Consider the following 18,975-nt stretch of genomic DNA (forward strand, 5'->3'; position numbering starts at 1 on the left):
CCGTCGAGGGAAGCTATGAAAGTCCGACGGCACCACGAAAAAAGAGCCGCCCAAAACCCCTTGAGGCCTTGGACGGTTCAGGGAGGAAACATGTGCGCAAGTTATTCCGCCGCTTCCGTCTTGCTCGACGTGTCCACCAGTGTTCGCCAATCGACGTCCTTAGGATACACTCCCTCGTGAGAGGCGATTACCCTTTGCGGAATCTTCGAGTCGGTGCCGATTGCCTGGCCACCTTCGGCGACTTTCTTTGCCGCATCGGCCATGAGGCGGCGGAACTCGACAATCGCCAGGTCGGAGGCCCCAAGAATGTCCGTGTGACGCTGTACGCGGCTACCCATCGAAACCCACATCACAATATCTTCGTTCGGAATGCCGTCCACGCCGGTAAAGTGGCCCTCTTTCATCCTTTCTCGGTCCTGCTTGAAGTCGTTCTCCAACGTCCGGAGAGAGCGCCATTTGTGGTCCACGTCCTCACCCGGTACGGCATGGGCAAACTTGCGCCACTCTTCAGTGGAGGGAACGTTCGGTCCGTCGAAGGCTATGAAGTGAAACGCTGTCTCATCGTCATTGATCGGCACGATGACGCTGGCGACCCGGTAGTTGTTGTTCGGCGGAATCAGCGAATAATAGGGCGCGATAAATTCGGTGATCCGGAGATAGTTGTGCGTCTGAGCGTTTTTGATCGGCTTACGGATCGCCGCGTAATGGAAACCGTAGCTCGTGGTTTCAGTCTGCATACGCGGAGATTTGTCTGTCGATGGGCGGTACCATGATTTGTCGTCCGCCGCGGCGCCCTCGACCCGTGCCGGAACCATATTCGAGGAATGGAGCGATGATGAATGCGCGCTATCGATCTGGCCCTCGTGAATCTGCGCCCAGTTGGCGGGCACGCGAATCTTCAGGATCGAAACTGGGGTGTCTTCGGTTGGCGCAAAGGCCGGCGGCTGGAACTCGGGCATATCATCTTTCTCGCCGAGCCAAGCCCAGACGAAGCCGCCCCACTCCCGCACGGGGTAGGAACGATGTTTGACCTTGTCCATCAATGGACTGCCTTCCGGCTCTGAAGACATTGCGACGACATTGCCTTCAACATCCATCTTCCAGCCGTGATAGAGGCAGCGCAGCCCACATTCCTCGTTACGGCCATAGACCAGAGAGGCCTTTCTGTGCGGGCAAAGCTCATCCAGCATTCCCAGACGACCCTTGGTATCCCGGAACGCGACATAGCTTTCGCCGAGAACTTCGACTCGAAGCGGTTTGCCGTCCGACTCTTCAACCTCTTCGATCAGGCATACAGGCGTCCAATGCTGACGCATAAGTCGCGCCATCGGGGCATCCCCCGTTACGCGTGTAAGCAGTTCATTCTCTTCGGGTGTAAGCATCTGGGCTCCTCCAATGGCATCCGACTCTTTCAGTGGATGAGTGGTTTTCGACCTCTCAACTATTCTTAGCTCTCTAAGTTTTATCTGTCAACGTAACCTGCCACTTTTTTTTCCCGCGTTGTAGGTATCGACCTAACTTGTTGTCCGAAATAGCGGGTTCTGAACTAGATCAAGCTGACGAGATCGCAAAACCGAGATACTTTCGCGCAATTGTGGTCCGGAACCTCCCCGACAGCGGCTTGCCGGGCCCGTCTCTGAGGTGTCATGGCAGCCAGCCTGTGCATAAGTCGCGGCAAGCGAACCATCTCGCTTCACCGTGTGAGCCATGGACGCAATCTCTTGCCCAGAAACGGCGCAACGTAGACACCGTTCACTCCGGTGAGCACCAGCGCAACAAGAAACAGAGACACGGGACCTGGAAGGTTTTGCGTGAGCGGTTGCAGCGCGTAGTAGATAAGGATCAGCAGGGGATAGACACCCAGCATGCTGGTGACCCAGGCCTTCCAATAGCGCGGCGCGGCTGGCGGTTTCGGGTCAGTACCGTTGGCCGGCACCTGGTGCCCTACAGTCACCGAAGCGAAGCTCAGCCTCTCTTCGAGATCATGGGCCAAGGCGGCCATTCCGTCTCGGAGCGAAACGGATGCTTCTTCCCCAAGCAAGGTCACCGAAAAGATGATCTGGTCAATGCCAGTCTGATTCTGTAGGGACATGCGAGCGTCAAATCGGTTCCAATCTAGGTGATACAGAGCGGCATCGTTTATCGCCTTCGCGACGACCGCGGCCTGTGCAAGGGGTGCTCTGATGGAAACCGACAGCTCGGGGATCGCGTCGGTGCCAATACTAAGCTGTTTTGGCCCAAGTTCTTCCGGCCCCGGTGTTTCATTCATTTCCTGAACCTCGAAATACTTTGCGCCGGTTGCGAAGTGATCAGCTCCCACCTATGGAAGTAGCCGCCTGTGTTCCGCGTCATAGGCCGACCGGCCCGGACCAACCTTAAAAATTGGCCCAGGCCACATGCCGTCTCTGGGTTGAATCCCTCGATGACCAGACTGCGCTTCAATCGGGTCAACCTGCTGAGGCGCCACAGCTAGGCACTGTCCACGCGGGCGTTTTCTGTCGTGAATGCGATCTGCCGGAATAGCATTGCGACAATCACTAAAATACAGATCGCGGATACCGCCAAGTAAGGGCTTACGGCGCCAATCGCAGCGATTGGCAGTACGCCCCGTTCGACTGCACTGAGTTGCGTCTTGACCAAGCCTTCCAGAGAGGCTGCGACCGCGAGGGCTCCGGCAAACGCACCCACGACGGCCAAGGTGTTTGCCAGGGGGCCAAGTTCTAGGAGGATACCCGGGTTCCACACGAAGGCGAAGGGCAGCAGGAAGCCGACGACGGCTAGCCGGACTGCAGAGAACGCGATCTTGAAGGGGTCTTCGTCGGCAATCGCTGAGGCCGCGATTGCAGCCACAGCAATCGGTGGCGTCAGTGCCGAGAGAATCGCGTAGTAGAGCAGAAACATCTGGCTCGGCAACGTCGGGAAACCGAGCTTTGCCAGCGCCGGTCCGACCAGCACGGCTGCCAGGATATACGCACTGGGCGTTGGCATCCCGAGACCGAGAACAATCGTGACGACCGCGGCGATAACGAGTGTCAGCAGTGGTTGCATGTTGCTGACAGTCAAAATGACGTTCGCGGATTTCATTCCAAGGCCGGTCATCGACAAGCCGCCAATCACAAGACCGGCCGCGGCACAAGCGCCGGCGACTGGCAGAATCTGGAGCGTAGTCGCCCCCAGCCCTTCCACCAACTGCCACAGTGACAGCCGTGTGTCTTTCAGCATCATCGCGGACAGGATGGTTACCAGAACTCCGACACCGGCTGTGAAGGTCGGGGAATACCCCAGAATGAGGGCGACGATGATGCCGATGATCGGCAGCAGGAAAACCCATCCGGTCCTGAATGTTTCCTTTGCTGAAGGTATTTCGTCTGCAGAGGGTCGAAGGTTGTGCTTGACTGACCGGAAGTGAACCTGAGCGAAGACACCCGTGTAGTATAGAAGCGCCGGCACCAGAGCGGCGAGCACGATGGCGTTGTAGGAAATGCCGGAATACTCGGCCATGATGAAGGCTGCTGACCCCATGATCGGAGGCATCGCGCTTCCGCCAGACGACGCCGCGACTTCCACCGCCCCCGCGAACCGTGCCCGATAGCCGAGTCGCTTCATGACAGGGATCGTGATCGACCCCGTTGCAACAACATCGGATGTTGGGCTCCCGGACATCGTGCCGTACAGGCCCGACGAAATGATCGCGATTTTGGCGGGGCCGCCGCGCGCATTGCCGGTCACAAGCGCTGCAAGGTTGAAAAAGAAGTCCCCTCCCCCGGCCTTGGCCAGGAATGTTCCAAACATCACGAACAGGAAAACATAGCTGGCAACGACCTGAAGCGGCACGCCAAAAAGTCCATCGGTGGTGAAAACCAGAATATCCAAGAGATAGCTGAACTCGCTGACGCGATGCCCGAATGGCGGCGGCAGAAGAGAGCCAAACAGATTATAAATCAGGAAGAGGGCGACAACGCCGGTCAGGCCTAGGCCGGTGGTCCGGCGGGTCGCTTCGATGGTCAGAAACAACAAGGCTGAGCCAAAGAAAAACTGATCGGTTGTGAATTCGTCGAGTAGACTGATCCGGTCCGCAATCGCTCCCGAGGTCACGTAGAAATACACCCCTGTGGCCAGGCTCAGCGCAGAGAGAACCCAATCATAGATCGGAATGCTGTCCGGCGCGCGCGAGGTCGCGCCGATCGCGAGGAAGAGAATCGTGAAAATGCCCGATACGAACAGAATGCCCTGAATGAGCGGATCGGAGATGATGAAGAGGTTCGAGTGGATTACCCAAACCGCGAATGCCGCCGCCAGAACCATGACGATGGTTCTCATCGGCGAGCCTAAATTTCTACGACGACCGGTTTCTGTAAGCGAAGGAAAATTCATGTAGACCCCGTATAAGGCAGAGAAGAGAAAGAACCGCGATGTATGGGCCGCGCGATGACATGACGTGACATCTCACGTAGCCACCGCGGGGCATTGCTCTGTGCAGTCCATGAGTGGGCCGGCGCGTGTCGTTGCAGCGCGCGCCGGCCGGATCGCGGGATCGACCTTACTTGAGCAGACCCAGTTCCTTGTAGGCACGCTCCGCACCAGGATGGAACGGCAGCGTGGTCTGCGACGTCAGAAGTTCCGGTGTGAGCGCCTGCATCGCCTTATGCACGCCGCGGATCTCGTCGATATTGGACGCGATGCTCTTTGCGAGCATGTAGCCAGTTTCTTCCGGCAGTACATCGGAAGTGATTACCATCGCACCCAGTGCGAGCGTGACGACATCTTCGGTCTGGTTCTTGTAGCTGTCGGCTGGAATTGTGAACGTGCCGGTTCCGAAACGCTCGTTGGTCGCAGCGATGATGTTTTCGGGAACGCTGAGCAACACGACGTCATTGCCCTCGTCAACTTTACGGAACGACGAATGTCCGATGAAAATGCCGTTGATCACCATATCGGTGCGGCCGTCTGCAATCAGATCTGCTTGCTGTGACGAACCACCGCGGACAAGCACGCCGCCATTGGACTCGATCGTGGCTTCGTCGTAGCCCGCCTCTTCGAGCATGAAGGTCGTGATGTTGGCGACGATGTTCCCGGCATTGTTGTTCGCAACACGGATCGCCGCGCCGGACGTCGCGAGGTCGTCAATGCTGTCGATGCCATATTCTTCGGCAAGAGACTTCTTGATGAAGAAGTGCATCGGCGCCCAGTTGTACATGTAGCCGATGGCTTGAAGGTTCTCGATCGGCGCGTCAAACGGTTCGTCCCCTGCGAGGGCCAGCTTGATCTCGGCATCATGTGCCATCCCCAGGTCGGTCCGTTCACGGCCCAGAAGGCCGATGTTCGCAAAGCCACCACCGGTGGCCTGATAAGTCACCACGCCGCTCGGGTCATCCGCCTTGACGGCACGGTCAATACCAGCGCCCAGAAGCGACCAAAGCCCCGAGGGACTGCCGCCTGAAAGGGTCACATTAACGCTTTCTGCGGAAGCAGCGCTCGAAAGGACCGCGACGCCGATCGATGCGGCAACGGCTTTGATTGGAAATTTCATATCTTCCTCCCTGTTTTGCAGTAGACATCTAATATTAGATATCTATCTTTAAGGCTACTAGTCTATCCACTCGCACCCGTCAACCCTGATTGATGTCGAGGCAATCGCGCAGCGAAAGCCATTCAGGACACAGTTCCTGACCCGGAACACGCCGAAGCCGTGTGTCCGGCGTAGGTGCTTTGACGTGACGCACTATCAACCCGTGGAGCCCCGGAGCAGCAGGCCTCAAACCCCCGCCCCCATAGGCTCTCTATGTCCGCCACCGCCATTGAATGGCCCGCGCCGGACCCTCGGCACGCATGGCTCGCGATTCAGTTTGCTGTGTTGCCCTTGGTCGGGGGAACACGGACCCCTCTGGCGGCCGCATCCTGTTCGTCATTTTCGAGGTTCCGGATCATCACGGCAAGTGCGTGTCGCAAGTCTTCCTGAGCTTTCTTGGACAGTCCCGCCATCGCTGCATCGTTCACTTCGAGCGCCAGAGGTTCGAGAACGTCGCGCAGCTCCAAGCCCTTCCGCGTCAGAAACGCGTGCTGGCGCCGTTTGTTGCCCTCGACGTTGCGTCGCTCTATGAAACCCAATTCTTCCATTTTGATGAGCGCGGTGTGGGCGGTGGGTTCGGTGAGATGCGCCCGGTCGCTCAGTTCGCGTTGCGACAACCCGTCTTCCTGCCAGAGGATGCGCAGGAAAATCCACTGACCGAACGTAACATTTTCCGTTTGCAGTCGAAGTTGAAGCGCCCGGTTGAACCCGCGGGCCGCCAGTCGTACCAGCCGGGCCATGCGCTCGTCGGGTTGGACAGGTACGTGGCTTGATTGCTTTTCTTTCATCGCATCGCTCACGGCCTGTCTCCACACATGGTTTTTATCCAAACAGCGCGCCCGCCCGGACTTGATAGCTAAGAACTCCAGAGTTGTGGCGCGCGCAACATAGGTGCCGAGCCTTGGTACAAAGTCAAGACATGGAAGCCGGGGTGCCTATCGTTGGGCCCGAGTATGGACTTTCTTCCGGGGTGGTTTTGCCCCTGTGTCGGGATTGTGCGCCGGTTGCTTTCCAGTACGCGACCATCATGCGCCGACACCTGCCTTGCACCACTGTGCCGCACAGCGCCGGGCAACCGTTGTGTAACGCCTCCGGCAAACCCGGCGCGGTTCACGGCCATTCAATAGGTGCAAGGAACATAGGCTCTGCAGTTCGGCTGTGCACACCGTTCGCGCGGAGGGGTTGGTCAGTTCAGATCGTTCAACTTTTGTCGCCAGCGTTCCACCACATCGGGGTTCCTGACATATGTCGGCAGATCACCTTTCATGATGCGTGTTGCGTTTTCGACGAGGACGTCGGGCATGACCGTGTAGAGATCAATGGTGTGGCCCAGGATATGCGGGGTGAGGATCACCCGGTCGAGGCCGCGCAGCGGGTGGTCGGCGGGCAGCGGTTCGGTTTCCGTCACGTCCAGCCCCGCACCGGCCAGGTGTCCTGCTGTCATCACCCGCACCAGCGCATCCTCGTCAATGAGACCCCCGCGCGAGGTGTTGATCAGAACCGCATTTGTCTTCATCGCGCGCAGTTCCGCCTCGGCAATCATGCCTCGCGTCTGCGCGTTGAGCGGCACATGCAGGCTGACCACATCGGACGTGGTCAGCAGCGCGTCGCGCTCCACCAACCGTACGCCCGCGGGTGCGGTGTCAGGTGTCAGGAACGGATCGTGCACCAGGATCTGTGCCGGCTCGAACGCCAGCAGTCGCTCGATCACCCCGGCCCCAATCCGGCCAGACCCGATCAGGCCGATCGTCCGGCCCCGCACCATCCGCGCATACATCTGCTGCGGCCGGCCCGCATTTTCGCGTAGCAGGCGTTCGGATTCATGCAGCCGGTACAGCAGCACCAGCATCAGCATCACTGTCGCCTCTGACATCGCCAGAAAGTTCTCGGGCGTTGCACCATTGGCCACGATCAGACCACGCGCGGCACAGGCCTCCAGATCGACCGCATCCACCCCGATCGTCGGAAAGACCAGCGCCCGCAGCCGTGGTGAGGCATCCAGATCCGCCTCGCTCAGCCGCGACCGCGAGCTGGCCACGATGATATCAACGTCCGACAGCAGCGCCTGCCGTTGCTCTTCCGTCAGCCGCAGCGGAACACCCGGGGTGATCTGGGGGCCGCGAACGACCTCCCAGCCTTCGGCCCGCAGCCGATCCGTTGCGGTGTCCAACACCTCTTCCAGCACAGGATCCTGCGCAATATAGATCTTCGGGGTCATCATCAGTCGCTCCGCGTCAGGCCAGCGACCATGTTGGGGTTATACCCCGGCTGGACACGTGCATCGATCACTACGCTCTTGCCCGCGCGCACCATCTCGACGCCCTGTTTGATCGCCTCGACCAGCTCGCCCGCGGTAAAGACCGGGCCGATCCCTTCGCAGCCCTGCGCCCGCGCAACTCCGGCAATGTCGATATCCGGATCACCGATACGCTGGCCGATCCACTTGTTCTCGACCGGGCGGTTGCGGGCCACTGCCACGCGTTCCTGGTGCACCTCGTCATTGTAGAACGAGCGATTGTTCGACACCACCGCCAGGAACGGAGTGCCATAATGCGCCGCCGTCCAAAATGCCGAGGCCGCCATCATGAAGTCGCCGTCCCCAAGAACCGCAACAGGCAGCCGGTCGCTGTCTTTCAGCGCCAGCGCCGCCCCGATCAGCATCCCAGGACCCGAGCCGATCCCCGCGCCGCCATCCGAACCCAGGAAGTCCAGCGGATGACGGAAGTGCCACGCCTCGCCCGCCCAACCCAACGGCCAACGCACAAAGCTGGCACAGACACCTTCCAAACCTTCGCCAAGCGCCCCGGCCAGCGTCATGATATCAAGCTCAACATCTGCATCGGGGGCGTTCAGCGCGGGTTTGACCGGCAAATCACCGGGCATCTCGCCCGCCCCTACACCCAGGGCATCGGCAATCGCATGCATCGCAACATCCGGGCCACAGGCCAGGTGCAGATCCAGCGCAGGCAGCGCCTGATGCTCCATCCCCCAGCCATTGTGCAGCTGATAATCCAGCGACGCCTGGATCACCTGCGCCGTCACTTCGCCCGCCAGTTTCAGCGTACCCGCGACATCCAGCCAGTCCAGACTCAGGATCACATCGGCCTCGCGCAGCACCGCGCCCGCCGCGTCGTCGATGAAGAAGGCTGGTTTACCCCGATGCCGCGGGTGATCCGTCGGGAAAGACGCCCCGATCCGGATATCCGTCAGAACCTTCGCCCCCAGCCCCTCGACAAAGGCCACACGCCGCGCCCAATCCGCCGGATCGCGCGACACCCGCCCCGCCAGCACCACAGGCGCCTTGGCGTTCTTCAGCAGGTCCGCCGCACGTGCCACGCCTTCGGCCGAAGGAGCCGCAGGCAAAGGCGGCTGGTAACGCGCAAAATCCGGCAGCGCCGGGGCCTGCGCGTGCTGCTTTTCCTGGATCGACACATCAAAGTTCACATAGGTCGGCCCTTTCGGCTCGCTCCGCGCGATCACATCCGCACGCAACATCGATTCCAGCGCCGCCTCCATCGAGCCAGGCTGATCGTCCCATTTCACATAATTCCGGATCATCGACGCCTGGTCACGGCAGGTATGGAGCCAGTCAATCCAAGGACGCCGCAGCGCCGCATCAACCGGCCCCGTCGCACCATAGATCAGCACAGGAACCCGATCACACCATGCGTTGAAGATCGCCATCGTCCCATGCATCAGACCCACGTTGCTGTGCAGAATCACCGCCAATGGCTCCCCCGTCACCTTCGCATAGCCATGTGCAATCGCAACCGCATGCTCTTCGTGCAGACACAACAGCATCTGCGGATCTTCATTACCAAGGTGGTTCACAAGGCTGTCATGCAAACCCCGAAAGCTCGACCCAGGGTTCAGCGCAACATACTTCACCCCCAAACCTCGCAACATATCCGCAAATACATCGCTACCCCAAACTCCCAAACTATCCGACGATACTGGGCGCTCAACCTGATACAGCCTGTGCTCTGTCATGTGTTTTGGCCTTTCCTTATGAAGTGTTGATGCAGCAGCGCCCCATTTTGAAAGGCGTACGCAATAGGTATTTATTGCCCGCCGAAAGGGCGGGCATTTTGCATTTCAGACGGTCTGGAGCGGTTCAGAGGATCAGAAATCCAAACCGAAATCGACGGTCCCCGCCGAATGGGTCAAAGCACCGGAGGAAATATAATCCACATTTGCCGATGCGATTTCGCGCAAACGGCCAAGGGTCACATTCCCGCTGGCTTCTGTCTTCGCCCGCCCGTCAATGCGCTTTACGGCTTCGGCCATGTCTTCGGTCGACATATTGTCAAACATGATGACATCTGCGCCCCCGGTCTGAAGCACCTCGTCCAACTGATGCAAACCGTCGATCTCGATCTCGACCACGACCATGTGACCCACATTTCGCTGAACGGCTTCCAACACCTGTTTGATGCCACCAGCCGCTGCGATATGGTTGTCCTTGATCAGGATTGCATCGGACAGGGAAAACCGGTGATTGTGGCCGCCGCCATGCAAAATCGCGAGTTTCTCGACAAGCTTCAGCCCCGGTGTGGTTTTGCGTGTACAGGTGATACGTGTCTTGGTACCCGCAAGTTCCTGCACATAGGACGCTGTCAAAGTTGCCGTCCCGGACAACCGCCCGGCAAAGTTCAGGGCAACACGCTCTGCGGCAAGGATCGACGCCGCCGATCCCTCTATACGCATCAAGGTATCGCCCGTTTTGCAGGCCGTACCATCCGCGACAACAGTCTCGACAATAAGATCGGGATCAATCAGCCGAAACGCCAGAGAGGCCACCTGCATCCCAGAAACAACCGCGTCCTGCCGTGCACGCATTTGCGCCTTGTAGCGCGTGCCTTCAGGCAGAACGGAACGGGTTGTCACGTCGCCTGCTGCACCCAGGTCCTCCACAATGGCGTTCCGAACCATAGGTTCGAGGATGATATCGGGGACGTTCGCAACATTGCTCATTATTTTTCAGATCCTTGTCGGTTTGCAGAAAGGGTAGGAAGGGATGGTCTCATCCCGGCCAAAGCAATCAATAAAGAAAAAGCTTTTGGATCCCAGACCCCGTTCGCACATTACCTCTGCACCGGGTTACTGACCCGACAGATTGATATGCACATTCTTTTCATGGGTGAAGGAAATCAGCTCGCCAATACCTTCTTCGCGCCCGATACCCGATTGTTTGACCCCACCGAACGGGGCACCAAGGAAATGCCGGCCAACTTCGTTAACCCAAACAAACCCGGCCTCGACACGAGCAGCCGTGCGATGAGCCGTAACCAAGTCCCGAGTCCAAATTGCGCAGGTCAGCCCCAGCTCAAGTGCGTTGACCTCGTTCAGCATGGAATCTTCGTCCGACCATTTGCGGACCGCCAGAACTGGCCCGAAAATCTCTTCGCGAGCGATACGCATCTGCGGCGTTACATCCGCAAAAATCGTCGGCGCGATGAAGCTTCCCTGTGCCAGCGCACCTTCGGTCACCGCATGGCCGCCGGTTACGGCACGCGCGCCTTCGCTCATGGCGGATTCGATGAAGTCCATGATCCGATCGAACTGTGTCCGGCTGACGATCGCCCCCATCGTGGTCTCCGGCTCTGTCGGAATGCCTGGCTTGTACCGTTCGACAGCCGCTTTGAGATGTGAGATGACCGCATCGTGGATGTCTACATGCAAGAAAGCGCGGCTCGTCGATCCGCAAGATTGCCCGCACCAGCCGAAATTCATGCCGCCGACGATCGCATCGGCGATCTTCTTCGGATCGCTGTCCGGATAGGCGATCAGCGCGTTCTTGCCGCCGAGTTCGAGCAGCACTGGTTTGACGGTGTCGCTCGCGCTGCGCATCACCGCCCGGCCCGCGGGTACGGAGCCGATGAGTGTGACCTTGGCGACGTCGGGATGTTCGGCCAGCCCAGCTCCTGCCTCGACGCCGCCCGGCAGAACATTGAACGTGCCTTTAGGCAGCAGGCCATCGATGAGCTCCGCCAGCCGCAGCGAAGACAACGGAGCCTGAACCGGCGGCTTGATGATGACGGCATTGCCTGCGGCCAGAGGCGCTGCCATCTTTCCGCCGCAGAACATGAACGGATGATTAAAGGCAAGAATCCTTGCAACCACGCCCATCGGCTGGCGTAGGGTCATGTTGATGCGCTCTGGTCCCATAGGGATCGTATCACCCTTCATTTCGGTCACAAGACCGGCGAAAAACTCCATCTGCGCTGCCGCAATCGCGGCGTCGCCGCGCATTTCAGTATAGGGGTTGCCACAGTTTGCAGCGTCCATCATCGCCAGTTCATCGCCATGCTTTCGCAAGAGATTTGCGATTTCCTTCAGGATACGTGCGCGTTCCAGCGGCACAACATCCCGCCATACCTCGAACCCTTCTTTCGCTGCCGCAACCGCCGCATCGACATCGGCGCGACTTGCCGTCGCAACCGACCCGATCCGCTCGCCGGTTCCTGGGTTGAAAGTGTCTTCGTACTTTCCCTCTAGTGGCGGCACCCATGCGCCGCCGTAGTAGAGATGGGCTGGTTCTTGAAGAGAGAGCTTCGCGTCTAGTTTCAGATTTTCCATCTAAGGTATCCTCCCGGCTTGAGGCCCTAATAACTTAGACTTCTAAATAATGTCAATCAGAGAACCCGCCCGAGGGCCGATTGGACGCCAAGCAAGTGCGGCAAGTATGTTTCAATCGTCTGCTTCGGTGTCCAGCCGGCAGACGACAAACCGATATTGAGAGCAGCGACGGTCAAACCCTTGCGATCATTCAGCGGAACAGCGATTGACCGTAAACCCGTTTCCACTTCCTGGTCCACAAACGCATATCCGTCCTCTCTCGCAGCATCGATCCGGCACAAGGTCTGAACTGGGTCGAGTATTGAGAACTTGGTCCGCGGGGTAAGGTCCGAGCGTCTGACAAGCAGGTCAGCCTCTTCGCGAGGCAGCGCAGCCAACAGAACCCTTCCCATCGAGGTGCAATGGGCGGGGAGTCGTGACCCAGGCATGAGCCCGATGGACATCACACGTTTCTGCGCCGCGCGCGCGATATACACGATCTCGGTCTCATCGAGCAGTGCCACGGAACAGCTTTGACCAATTTGCTCGGAGAGTTGGTCAAGCCAAGGTTGGACAATCTGCGAGAGCGGTAGGGAAGCAAGTGCGGCCACTCCGAGCCGTAGGATGCGCGGGGTAAGAGTAAAAAACTTACCGTCATAGTCGGCGTAACCTTCGCGGTGGAGCGTCAACAGTACGCGTCGCGTAGCAGCGCGATCCAAGCCACTGGCGACGGCAGCTTCGGATATCGAAAGACGCGGGGATGTGGGTCCGAAGGCTTCGATCACTTTCAGCCCCTTGGCGAGCGAGGCGATGTAGTCGGTGGGATTGTTCAACATGCGAACGTTGATATACACATGTTGAAAAAAGATCAATATATGAACATTTTACTCGCTACGGCGGTAATCTAGGGATATTTCGAAGTGAATGTAAGGAGGATCCTGATGAACAAAACATCGCCCAGCCTCGCTGACGCGGTTGCGGATATCCCCGATGGCGTACAGGTTATGATCGGTGGCTTTGGAGGCTCCGGAGCCCCGATCGAACTGATCCACGCTTTAATCGACCGCTTTCGTGCCACCGGCAGCCCCAAGAATCTTACCGTGATAAACAATAACGCGGGAAACGGCGCGATCGGAATCGCCGCGATGATCAAAGCGGGGATGGTCAGGAAGATGATCTGCTCTTTCCCGCGCAGCTCCAACGCCGAGGCATTCAACGAAAAATACCTGGCAAGCGAAATCGAGCTCGAGTTGATCCCGCAGGGTACATTGGCCGAACGCATTCGCGCGCGCGGAGCAGGCATTCCCGCTTTTTATACGCCAACTTCTTTTGGTACCGAGCTTGCCGAAGGCAAGCCGACAGAGACGTTCGACGGCAAGATGTACGTGCAAGAGTTGTGGTTGAAGGCCGACTTCGCCCTGATCAAAGGCCATGATGGTGACGAGACCGGCAACCTTACCTATCGTTTGGCTGGCCGGAACTTCAATCCGTTGATGGCGATGGCTGCCGATCGCACGATTGCGCAGGTCTCCAACCTCCGCGCACCCGGCTCCATCGATCCTGAGGCGGTAGTTACCCCCGGAATCTTCGTCGACAAGATTGTCGAGGTTCCCGCGCCTCAACAAGAAGAAGTACTCGTGCGTAGGGGGGTGGTCTACTGATGTCCGGTTTCAATTTAATGGAAGACAAACTGACGAACGCGCAGATCGCGTGGCGTGCCGCTCAGGATATCGAAGATGGTTCCTATGTGAACCTCGGTATCGGATTTCCCGAGATGATCGCCAAGTTCCAGCCCGATGGCCGCGATGTAACCTATCATACCGAGAACGGCGTGCTGGGATTCGGAAAAGCCCCTGCGGAGGGACAGGAAGACTGGGATCTTATTAATGCGGGCAAAAAGGCGATTACATTGAAGCCCGGTGCATCCTTTTTCCATCATGCCGACAGCTTTTCGATGGTGCGCGGTGGCCACCTCGATCTGGCCGTTCTTGGCGCGTATCAGGTCGCCCAGAACGGCGATCTGGCGAACTGGCGCGTAGGCACCAAAGGCGTGCCGGCCGTGGGTGGAGCAATGGACCTTGTGCATGGGGCCAAGCGTGTGGCGGTTGTAACTGACCATGTAACCAAGGATGGCGGCCCGAAACTGGTCGAGGCCTGTACTTTCCCGCTGACAGGCGTCGGGTGCGTGACCCGCGTCTACACCTCTCTGGCCGTGATTGACATCGAAGATAGCAAATTCGTGCTTCGTGAAAAACTGCCGGGCATCACTTTGGACGCCTTGCAGGCGGTGACTGGCGCGACGTTGCACATTGTTGGCGAAGTTGCCGAACTCAATGTTCCCGAGGGAATCTCATGACTGACGTATACATATGCGACTACATCCGCACACCAATCGGCCGCTTTGGCGGTGCGCTTTCCTCCGTCCGCGCTGACGACCTTGCCGCGATTCCGCTTCGGGCCATTGCCGCGCGCAATCCGGGCCTCGACCTTGCCGCGATCGACGAGGTGATCTTCGGCTGCGCCAATCAGGCTGGCGAAAACAACCGCAACGTCGCCCGCATGGCGCTGCTTCTCGCAGGCTATCCCGAGACGGTGCCGGGTACGACGATGAACCGACTTTGCGGCTCGGGTATGGATGCGGTCATCACTGCAGCTCGGGCGATCAAATCCGGCGAGGCCGAGCTGCTTGTCGCCGGAGGGGTAGAGAGCATGTCGCGCGCGCCATTCGTGATGCCCAAGGCCACCTCCGCCTTCTCGCGGGCCAATGAGGTCCACGACACCACTATCGGCTGGCGTTTCGTTAACAAGCTGATGAAGGAACAATATGGCGTCGACAGCATGCCCGAGACGGCAGAGAATGTGGCCGAAGATTTTGGCATCTCGCGCCCCGATCAGGATGCCTTCGCCTTGCGCTCGCAGCAGAAAGCGGCCAAAGCCCAAGTCAATGGCCGTTTGGCCCAGGAGATCGTGCCGGTTACGATCCCGCAGCGCAAAGGTGATCCTCTGGTCATCGACACCGACGAGCATCCGCGTTCCACGACTACATACGAAGGCCTGAAAAAACTTCGGCCCTTCGTGAAAGCCGATGGCACTGTGACAGCGGGCAACGCCTCTGGCGTGAATGACGGGTCTGCCGCTTTGATCCTTTCGACGAAAGAAGCTGCCGAAAAGCATGGGCTTAAGCCGATCGCCAGAGTGCTCGGCGGGGCAACCGCCGGCGTGGCGCCGCGCATCATGGGCTTCGGCCCGGCTCCGGCCTCGAGAAAGCTTCTGGCGCGTCTTGGCCTGCGCCAAGAGGAGTTCGCAGTGATTGAGCTTAACGAAGCTTTCGCCTCGCAGGGCCTCGCCACGTTGCGTAATCTTGGGATTGCTGATGATGACGTGCGTGTGAACCCCAATGGCGGGGCAATCGCGTTGGGTCATCCGCTGGGCATGTCGGGTGCGCGGATTACTGGCACCGCGATGCTTGACCTCAAGCCTGGTGAGAAATCGCTATCCACCATGTGTATCGGTGTAGGACAGGGTATTGCTATTGCGCTAGAAGCCGTCTGACTGGCTCAACGACGGGCGCAATCCTCTTCAACCCGCCGGTGCAGAAGCCGCGCCAGCAGATCGGCATGGCTGTCTTCGTCGAACGTGAACTTGCGTGTCAGACCAACCGCCCCGGCCATGTAATCCGACTTTAGATCGAGCGCAGCAAGGCTGCCGCGCGCAATTTCCCGCGCCACGACGCCGCGCGAGATGAACCAGAGCATCTCAGAACCTTCGAGAAGCGTTTGCGCCGCCGGCAGGGCCACCGTCTCGAACACCGGTGTGAGATCGGATAACCCCATCGCGGCAAGGTATTGATCCACGCTCTGACGAATGATCGCACCGGGGTTGGGCAGGATGAGGGGATAGTGTAGCAGAGCGTCGGTCACCGGCAGATCCAGCGCTGGATGTCCGGCGCGCGCCACCAGCAAGATCGGCTCGTCATAGAGATACTCGAAAGACAGGCCTGCCATGTCGGCTGCCCGTGGCATGCGCCCGACCATAAGGTCAATCTTGCCGCCGCGCAGTCGTTCGAGCAGGTAGTGGTTCGGCCCAGTGATTATACCGATCCGCGCATCCGGGCGCGCCTGCGAGAATGCAAGAGCGACCGAGGGGAAGAACCCACCGGCCACGGTCGGCAGCAACCCAACCTTCACCAGCCCCGCCGCCACCTGCCCCGACAGGTCGCGCACCCCTGCCTCGAGGCTTTGCAGCGCGGCGCGGGCATGAGCACGAAAATTCTCACCTGCCGGGGTTAAGACGGCCCGCCGCCCTGTACGCTCGAAGAGATGCGCGCCAAGCAGCCCCTCCAGTTCCGAGATCGTTTTTGACAATGCCGGCTGCGACACGTTCCGTTGCCGCGCCGCAGCAGAGATTGTTCCGGCTTGAGCAACGGTCAGGAAAGCTTCGAGATGGCGCAGTTTCAGACCATTAGGTATATCCATTTGGTTATAGCTTTTGGCCAAGATCATATTTTTGTAAAGGGAAAAGTTATGCCAAATTATCGACAGGAGGATACCATGCAGGCATTGAAACGCGATTGGGGCACCACGCATCTGCGCGCCACTGACGGCGAAGGTGTCGCGCTTGTCTTCATCAATTCGCTCGGCACAGACCTGCGGATGTGGGACGATGTCGTCGCGCTTCTACCCGCGGGCTGGTCGAACTTGCGCATGGACAAGCGCGGTCACGGGCTGAGCAGTACCGCGCCGCGGGGATATGGCATTCCAGAGCTGGCCGAGGACGTGCTGGCCGCGATGGACCATATCGGTCTCGCTCAGGCGGTGATCGTCGGTTGCTCCATCGGCGGCCTGATCGCGCAGCACATCGCGCTCATGGCGCCGGATAGGGTGATCGGCTTGGTGCTTTCGAATACCGCCCCAATGCTGGGAAATGCGGATAGCTGGCTGAGTCGGATCGAGGGTGTACGCACTAATGGCATGGCGGCAATGGCAGACGGCATCCTACAGCGGTGGTTCGGCCCCGATATGCTTGCGACTCTTGAAACCGATCTGTGGCGGGCGCTGCTCACCCGGACAGATACGGAAGGCTATATAGCCACTTGCGCGGCGATCGCCGGCACCGACATCACCGACCGCCTTCGCGAAATCACCCAGCCCGCGCTGGTGATCGGCGGCTATCACGATCAGGCGACGCCGCCGGACGTGGTCGAAAAGCTCGCCGCCGCCCTGCCCCGCTCCGATTTAGTCATGTTCGACCGCTCCGGCCATCTTCCTGCGGTAGAGCAGCCAAAGGTATTTGCCCACACCCTGATGAATTTCGTGGAAAGGATCATCCCATGACAGAGACGTTCGACAAAGGCATGCAAGTGCGCCGCGAGGTGCTGGGCGAGGCCCATGTGGACCGGGCAGAGGCAGGCAAGACCGAATTCGACTTGCCGTTTCAGTCGTTGATCACCGAAAGCGCATGGGGAACTGTTTGGGCGTCGGAGCGGATCACCCGACGCGAACGCTCGATGTTGACCCTCGCACTGCTGGCCGCGACAGGAAATTTCGAGGAAATTCCAATGCATATCCGGGCTACCGCCAATACCGGTGCCTCGAAAGCGGATGTCGCCGAGGCGCTGCAACACGTCGCGATCTATGCTGGCGTGCCGAAAGCCAACCACGCGCTAAAGCTGGCCAAGCAGACTTATGCGGAAATGGAGGAAAGTATCTAATGACTGACCATGGACCACTGATTCCGCGCAACCGCGCGATCCACCCCGAGCCCTATGATCCTGGCTACAAAACGAGCGTCGCGCGCTCGCCCTTCCTGCCGTTGCTTTCGATGGAGAGCACTCCCTCGGAAGAGACTGGTCCGAGATTCGGCCACACGAAGCTCGGCGCGCTCGACAACAACCTGATCTTGAACTGGACAAAGGGTGCTGCTCCCGCCGTGGGCGAACGCATCCTGGTGCATGGCCGCTTGCTGGACGAGATGAACCGCCCGATACCGAACGCGCTAATAGAGATCTGGCAGGCTAATGCGGGTGGGCGCTACCGGCACAAGAAAGACACCTATTTCGCACCGCTCGACCCAAATTTCGGCGGCTGCGGTCGGACCATCACGGATGAAAACGGATACTACGAATTCTTGACCATTCGTCCAGGGGCTTACCCCTGGCCTAACCGTGCCAATGACTGGCGTCCGATGCACATCCACTTTTCGATATTTGGCCACAGCTTCGGCCAAAGGTTAATCTCGCAGATGTATTTCGAGGGCGATCCGCTCATCAATCACTGCCCGATCGCCGCGACCATCAAGGATCGCAGCCAGCTCGACCGGCTGGTCGCGCCGCTCGATTTCTCGAAATCGCGCCCACTCGATTTTCTCGCCTATAAATTTGACATTGTTTTGCGGGGTCGCCGTCAGACCATGTTTGAAAACAAGCTGGAGGGCATGTGAAATGGTTCAGAAACTTGAAACACTGATCGAAAGCGCCTCGCAAACGGCGGGTCCTTATGTCCATATCGGCCTGATGCCTACCTATGCGGGAAACGCAGGATACTATGACGAAGAGATTGGCACCACGCCTTTTCTGGATGAAAGCAAGGCCAAGGGTGAGATCGTTGAGATCGTTGGCTCCGTATTTGACGGCACCGGCTGGGCGATGCGAGATGCGTTGATCGAGAGCTGGCAATGCGATGCTGGGGGCGTGTTTCCGGGCGATAAAAGCGCCGATCCGGCCTTTACAGGTGTCGCGTTGCCCTTAAATCTGAGACACGACGCGTTCGGGGATATTTTTTGCCCTTAATTATGAGATTCCACTGCCATCGCGCCTATGCTTTTCGCGCGCTGCCGGGCGATGTAATCAA

At 58.9% G+C, this 18,975-nt stretch carries 18 protein-coding genes; 7 read left to right on the forward strand and 11 right to left on the reverse strand.

All coding sequences use genetic code 11. The features are described 5' to 3' along the window. Positions 1 to 101: 101 nt before the first annotated feature. The 10 genes from KJP28_RS19520 to KJP28_RS19565 form a co-directional block, all read right to left on the reverse strand. Positions 102 to 1,382 (reverse strand): Rieske 2Fe-2S domain-containing protein, encoded by a 1,281-nt coding sequence (locus KJP28_RS19520; RefSeq protein ID WP_102855995.1) that lies wholly within the window; start codon positions 1,380 to 1,382, stop codon positions 102 to 104. 311 nt (positions 1,383 to 1,693) lie between these two features. Further along, complete coding sequence (locus KJP28_RS19525; RefSeq protein ID WP_040545926.1) at positions 1,694 to 2,269, reverse strand: putative antibiotic biosynthesis monooxygenase; 576 nt, start codon at positions 2,267 to 2,269, stop codon at positions 1,694 to 1,696. Positions 2,270 to 2,469: 200 nt separating this feature from the next. Further along, a complete protein-coding gene (locus KJP28_RS19530) occupies positions 2,470 to 4,320 on the reverse strand; it encodes a TRAP transporter permease (protein WP_218394096.1) in 1,851 nt (616 codons plus the stop codon). A 220-nt stretch (positions 4,321 to 4,540) separates the two neighbouring features. Further along, on the reverse strand, positions 4,541 to 5,530 hold the full coding sequence (locus KJP28_RS19535) for a TAXI family TRAP transporter solute-binding subunit (protein WP_218394097.1): 990 nt from the start codon (positions 5,528 to 5,530) through the stop codon (positions 4,541 to 4,543). 311 nt (positions 5,531 to 5,841) lie between these two features. Further along, positions 5,842 to 6,369, reverse strand: a complete 528-nt coding sequence (locus KJP28_RS19540) for a MarR family winged helix-turn-helix transcriptional regulator (RefSeq protein WP_229678654.1) — start codon at positions 6,367 to 6,369, stop codon at positions 5,842 to 5,844. Positions 6,370 to 6,755: 386 nt separating this feature from the next. After that, entirely contained in the window at positions 6,756 to 7,790 is a 1,035-nt protein-coding gene (locus KJP28_RS19545; RefSeq protein ID WP_007803182.1) for a 2-hydroxyacid dehydrogenase, read from the reverse strand. Continuing rightward, complete coding sequence (locus KJP28_RS19550) at positions 7,790 to 9,559, reverse strand: thiamine pyrophosphate-binding protein (protein WP_040545931.1); 1,770 nt, start codon at positions 9,557 to 9,559, stop codon at positions 7,790 to 7,792. Before KJP28_RS19550 ends, KJP28_RS19545 begins: the two co-directional genes overlap by 1 nt. A 132-nt stretch (positions 9,560 to 9,691) precedes the next feature. Then, the gene (nadC, locus tag KJP28_RS19555; protein WP_007803184.1) at positions 9,692 to 10,543 is read right to left on the reverse strand and encodes a carboxylating nicotinate-nucleotide diphosphorylase; all 852 of its coding nucleotides are present in this window, start codon (positions 10,541 to 10,543) and stop codon (positions 9,692 to 9,694) included. A 126-nt stretch (positions 10,544 to 10,669) separates the two neighbouring features. Further along, entirely contained in the window at positions 10,670 to 12,148 is a 1,479-nt protein-coding gene (locus KJP28_RS19560; RefSeq protein WP_007803185.1) for an aldehyde dehydrogenase family protein, read from the reverse strand. A 56-nt stretch (positions 12,149 to 12,204) separates the two neighbouring features. Next, complete coding sequence (locus KJP28_RS19565; protein WP_008335451.1) at positions 12,205 to 12,963, reverse strand: IclR family transcriptional regulator domain-containing protein; 759 nt, start codon at positions 12,961 to 12,963, stop codon at positions 12,205 to 12,207. Positions 12,964 to 13,068: 105 nt separating this feature from the next. Here KJP28_RS19565 and KJP28_RS19570 point away from each other — a divergent pair, with 105 nt between their 5' ends. The 3 genes from KJP28_RS19570 to pcaF are packed head-to-tail and all read left to right on the forward strand — an operon-like array spanning position 13,069 to position 15,679. Further along, on the forward strand, positions 13,069 to 13,788 hold the full coding sequence (locus tag KJP28_RS19570; RefSeq protein ID WP_007803187.1) for a 3-oxoacid CoA-transferase subunit A: 720 nt from the start codon (positions 13,069 to 13,071) through the stop codon (positions 13,786 to 13,788). A gap of 17 nt (positions 13,789 to 13,805) precedes the next feature. Beyond that, positions 13,806 to 14,483, forward strand: a complete 678-nt coding sequence (locus tag KJP28_RS19575; protein ID WP_008335453.1) for a 3-oxoacid CoA-transferase subunit B — start codon at positions 13,806 to 13,808, stop codon at positions 14,481 to 14,483. Then, on the forward strand, positions 14,480 to 15,679 hold the full coding sequence (gene pcaF, locus KJP28_RS19580) for a 3-oxoadipyl-CoA thiolase (protein ID WP_218394098.1): 1,200 nt from the start codon (positions 14,480 to 14,482) through the stop codon (positions 15,677 to 15,679). The genes KJP28_RS19575 and pcaF overlap by 4 nt, the downstream gene beginning before the upstream one ends. Positions 15,680 to 15,684: 5 nt before the next feature. On the opposite strand, the gene KJP28_RS19585 is transcribed toward pcaF, so the two are convergent. Further along, complete coding sequence (locus tag KJP28_RS19585) at positions 15,685 to 16,602, reverse strand: LysR substrate-binding domain-containing protein (protein ID WP_218394099.1); 918 nt, start codon at positions 16,600 to 16,602, stop codon at positions 15,685 to 15,687. A 75-nt stretch (positions 16,603 to 16,677) separates the two neighbouring features. Here KJP28_RS19585 and pcaD point away from each other — a divergent pair, with 75 nt between their 5' ends. The 4 genes from pcaD to KJP28_RS19605 are packed head-to-tail and all read left to right on the forward strand — an operon-like array spanning position 16,678 to position 18,914. Beyond that, positions 16,678 to 17,460: a 3-oxoadipate enol-lactonase gene (gene pcaD / locus KJP28_RS19590; protein ID WP_076626052.1), complete on the forward strand. Its 783-nt coding sequence runs from the start codon at positions 16,678 to 16,680 to the stop codon at positions 17,458 to 17,460. Continuing rightward, positions 17,457 to 17,837, forward strand: a complete 381-nt coding sequence (pcaC, locus tag KJP28_RS19595; RefSeq protein WP_076626051.1) for a 4-carboxymuconolactone decarboxylase — start codon at positions 17,457 to 17,459, stop codon at positions 17,835 to 17,837. The genes pcaD and pcaC overlap by 4 nt, the downstream gene beginning before the upstream one ends. Continuing rightward, positions 17,837 to 18,565, forward strand: coding sequence for a protocatechuate 3,4-dioxygenase subunit beta (gene pcaH, locus KJP28_RS19600; protein WP_076626050.1), 729 nt, complete (start codon positions 17,837 to 17,839; stop codon positions 18,563 to 18,565). The genes pcaC and pcaH overlap by 1 nt, the downstream gene beginning before the upstream one ends. A 1-nt stretch (position 18,566) precedes the next feature. Then, entirely contained in the window at positions 18,567 to 18,914 is a 348-nt protein-coding gene (locus KJP28_RS19605; protein WP_218394100.1) for a peptidase associated/transthyretin-like domain-containing protein, read from the forward strand. Positions 18,915 to 18,975: the final 61 nt, after the last annotated feature.

Source organism: Maritimibacter dapengensis, from assembly GCF_019218265.1.
Classification (GTDB): Bacteria; Pseudomonadota; Alphaproteobacteria; order Rhodobacterales; family Rhodobacteraceae; genus Maritimibacter; species Maritimibacter dapengensis.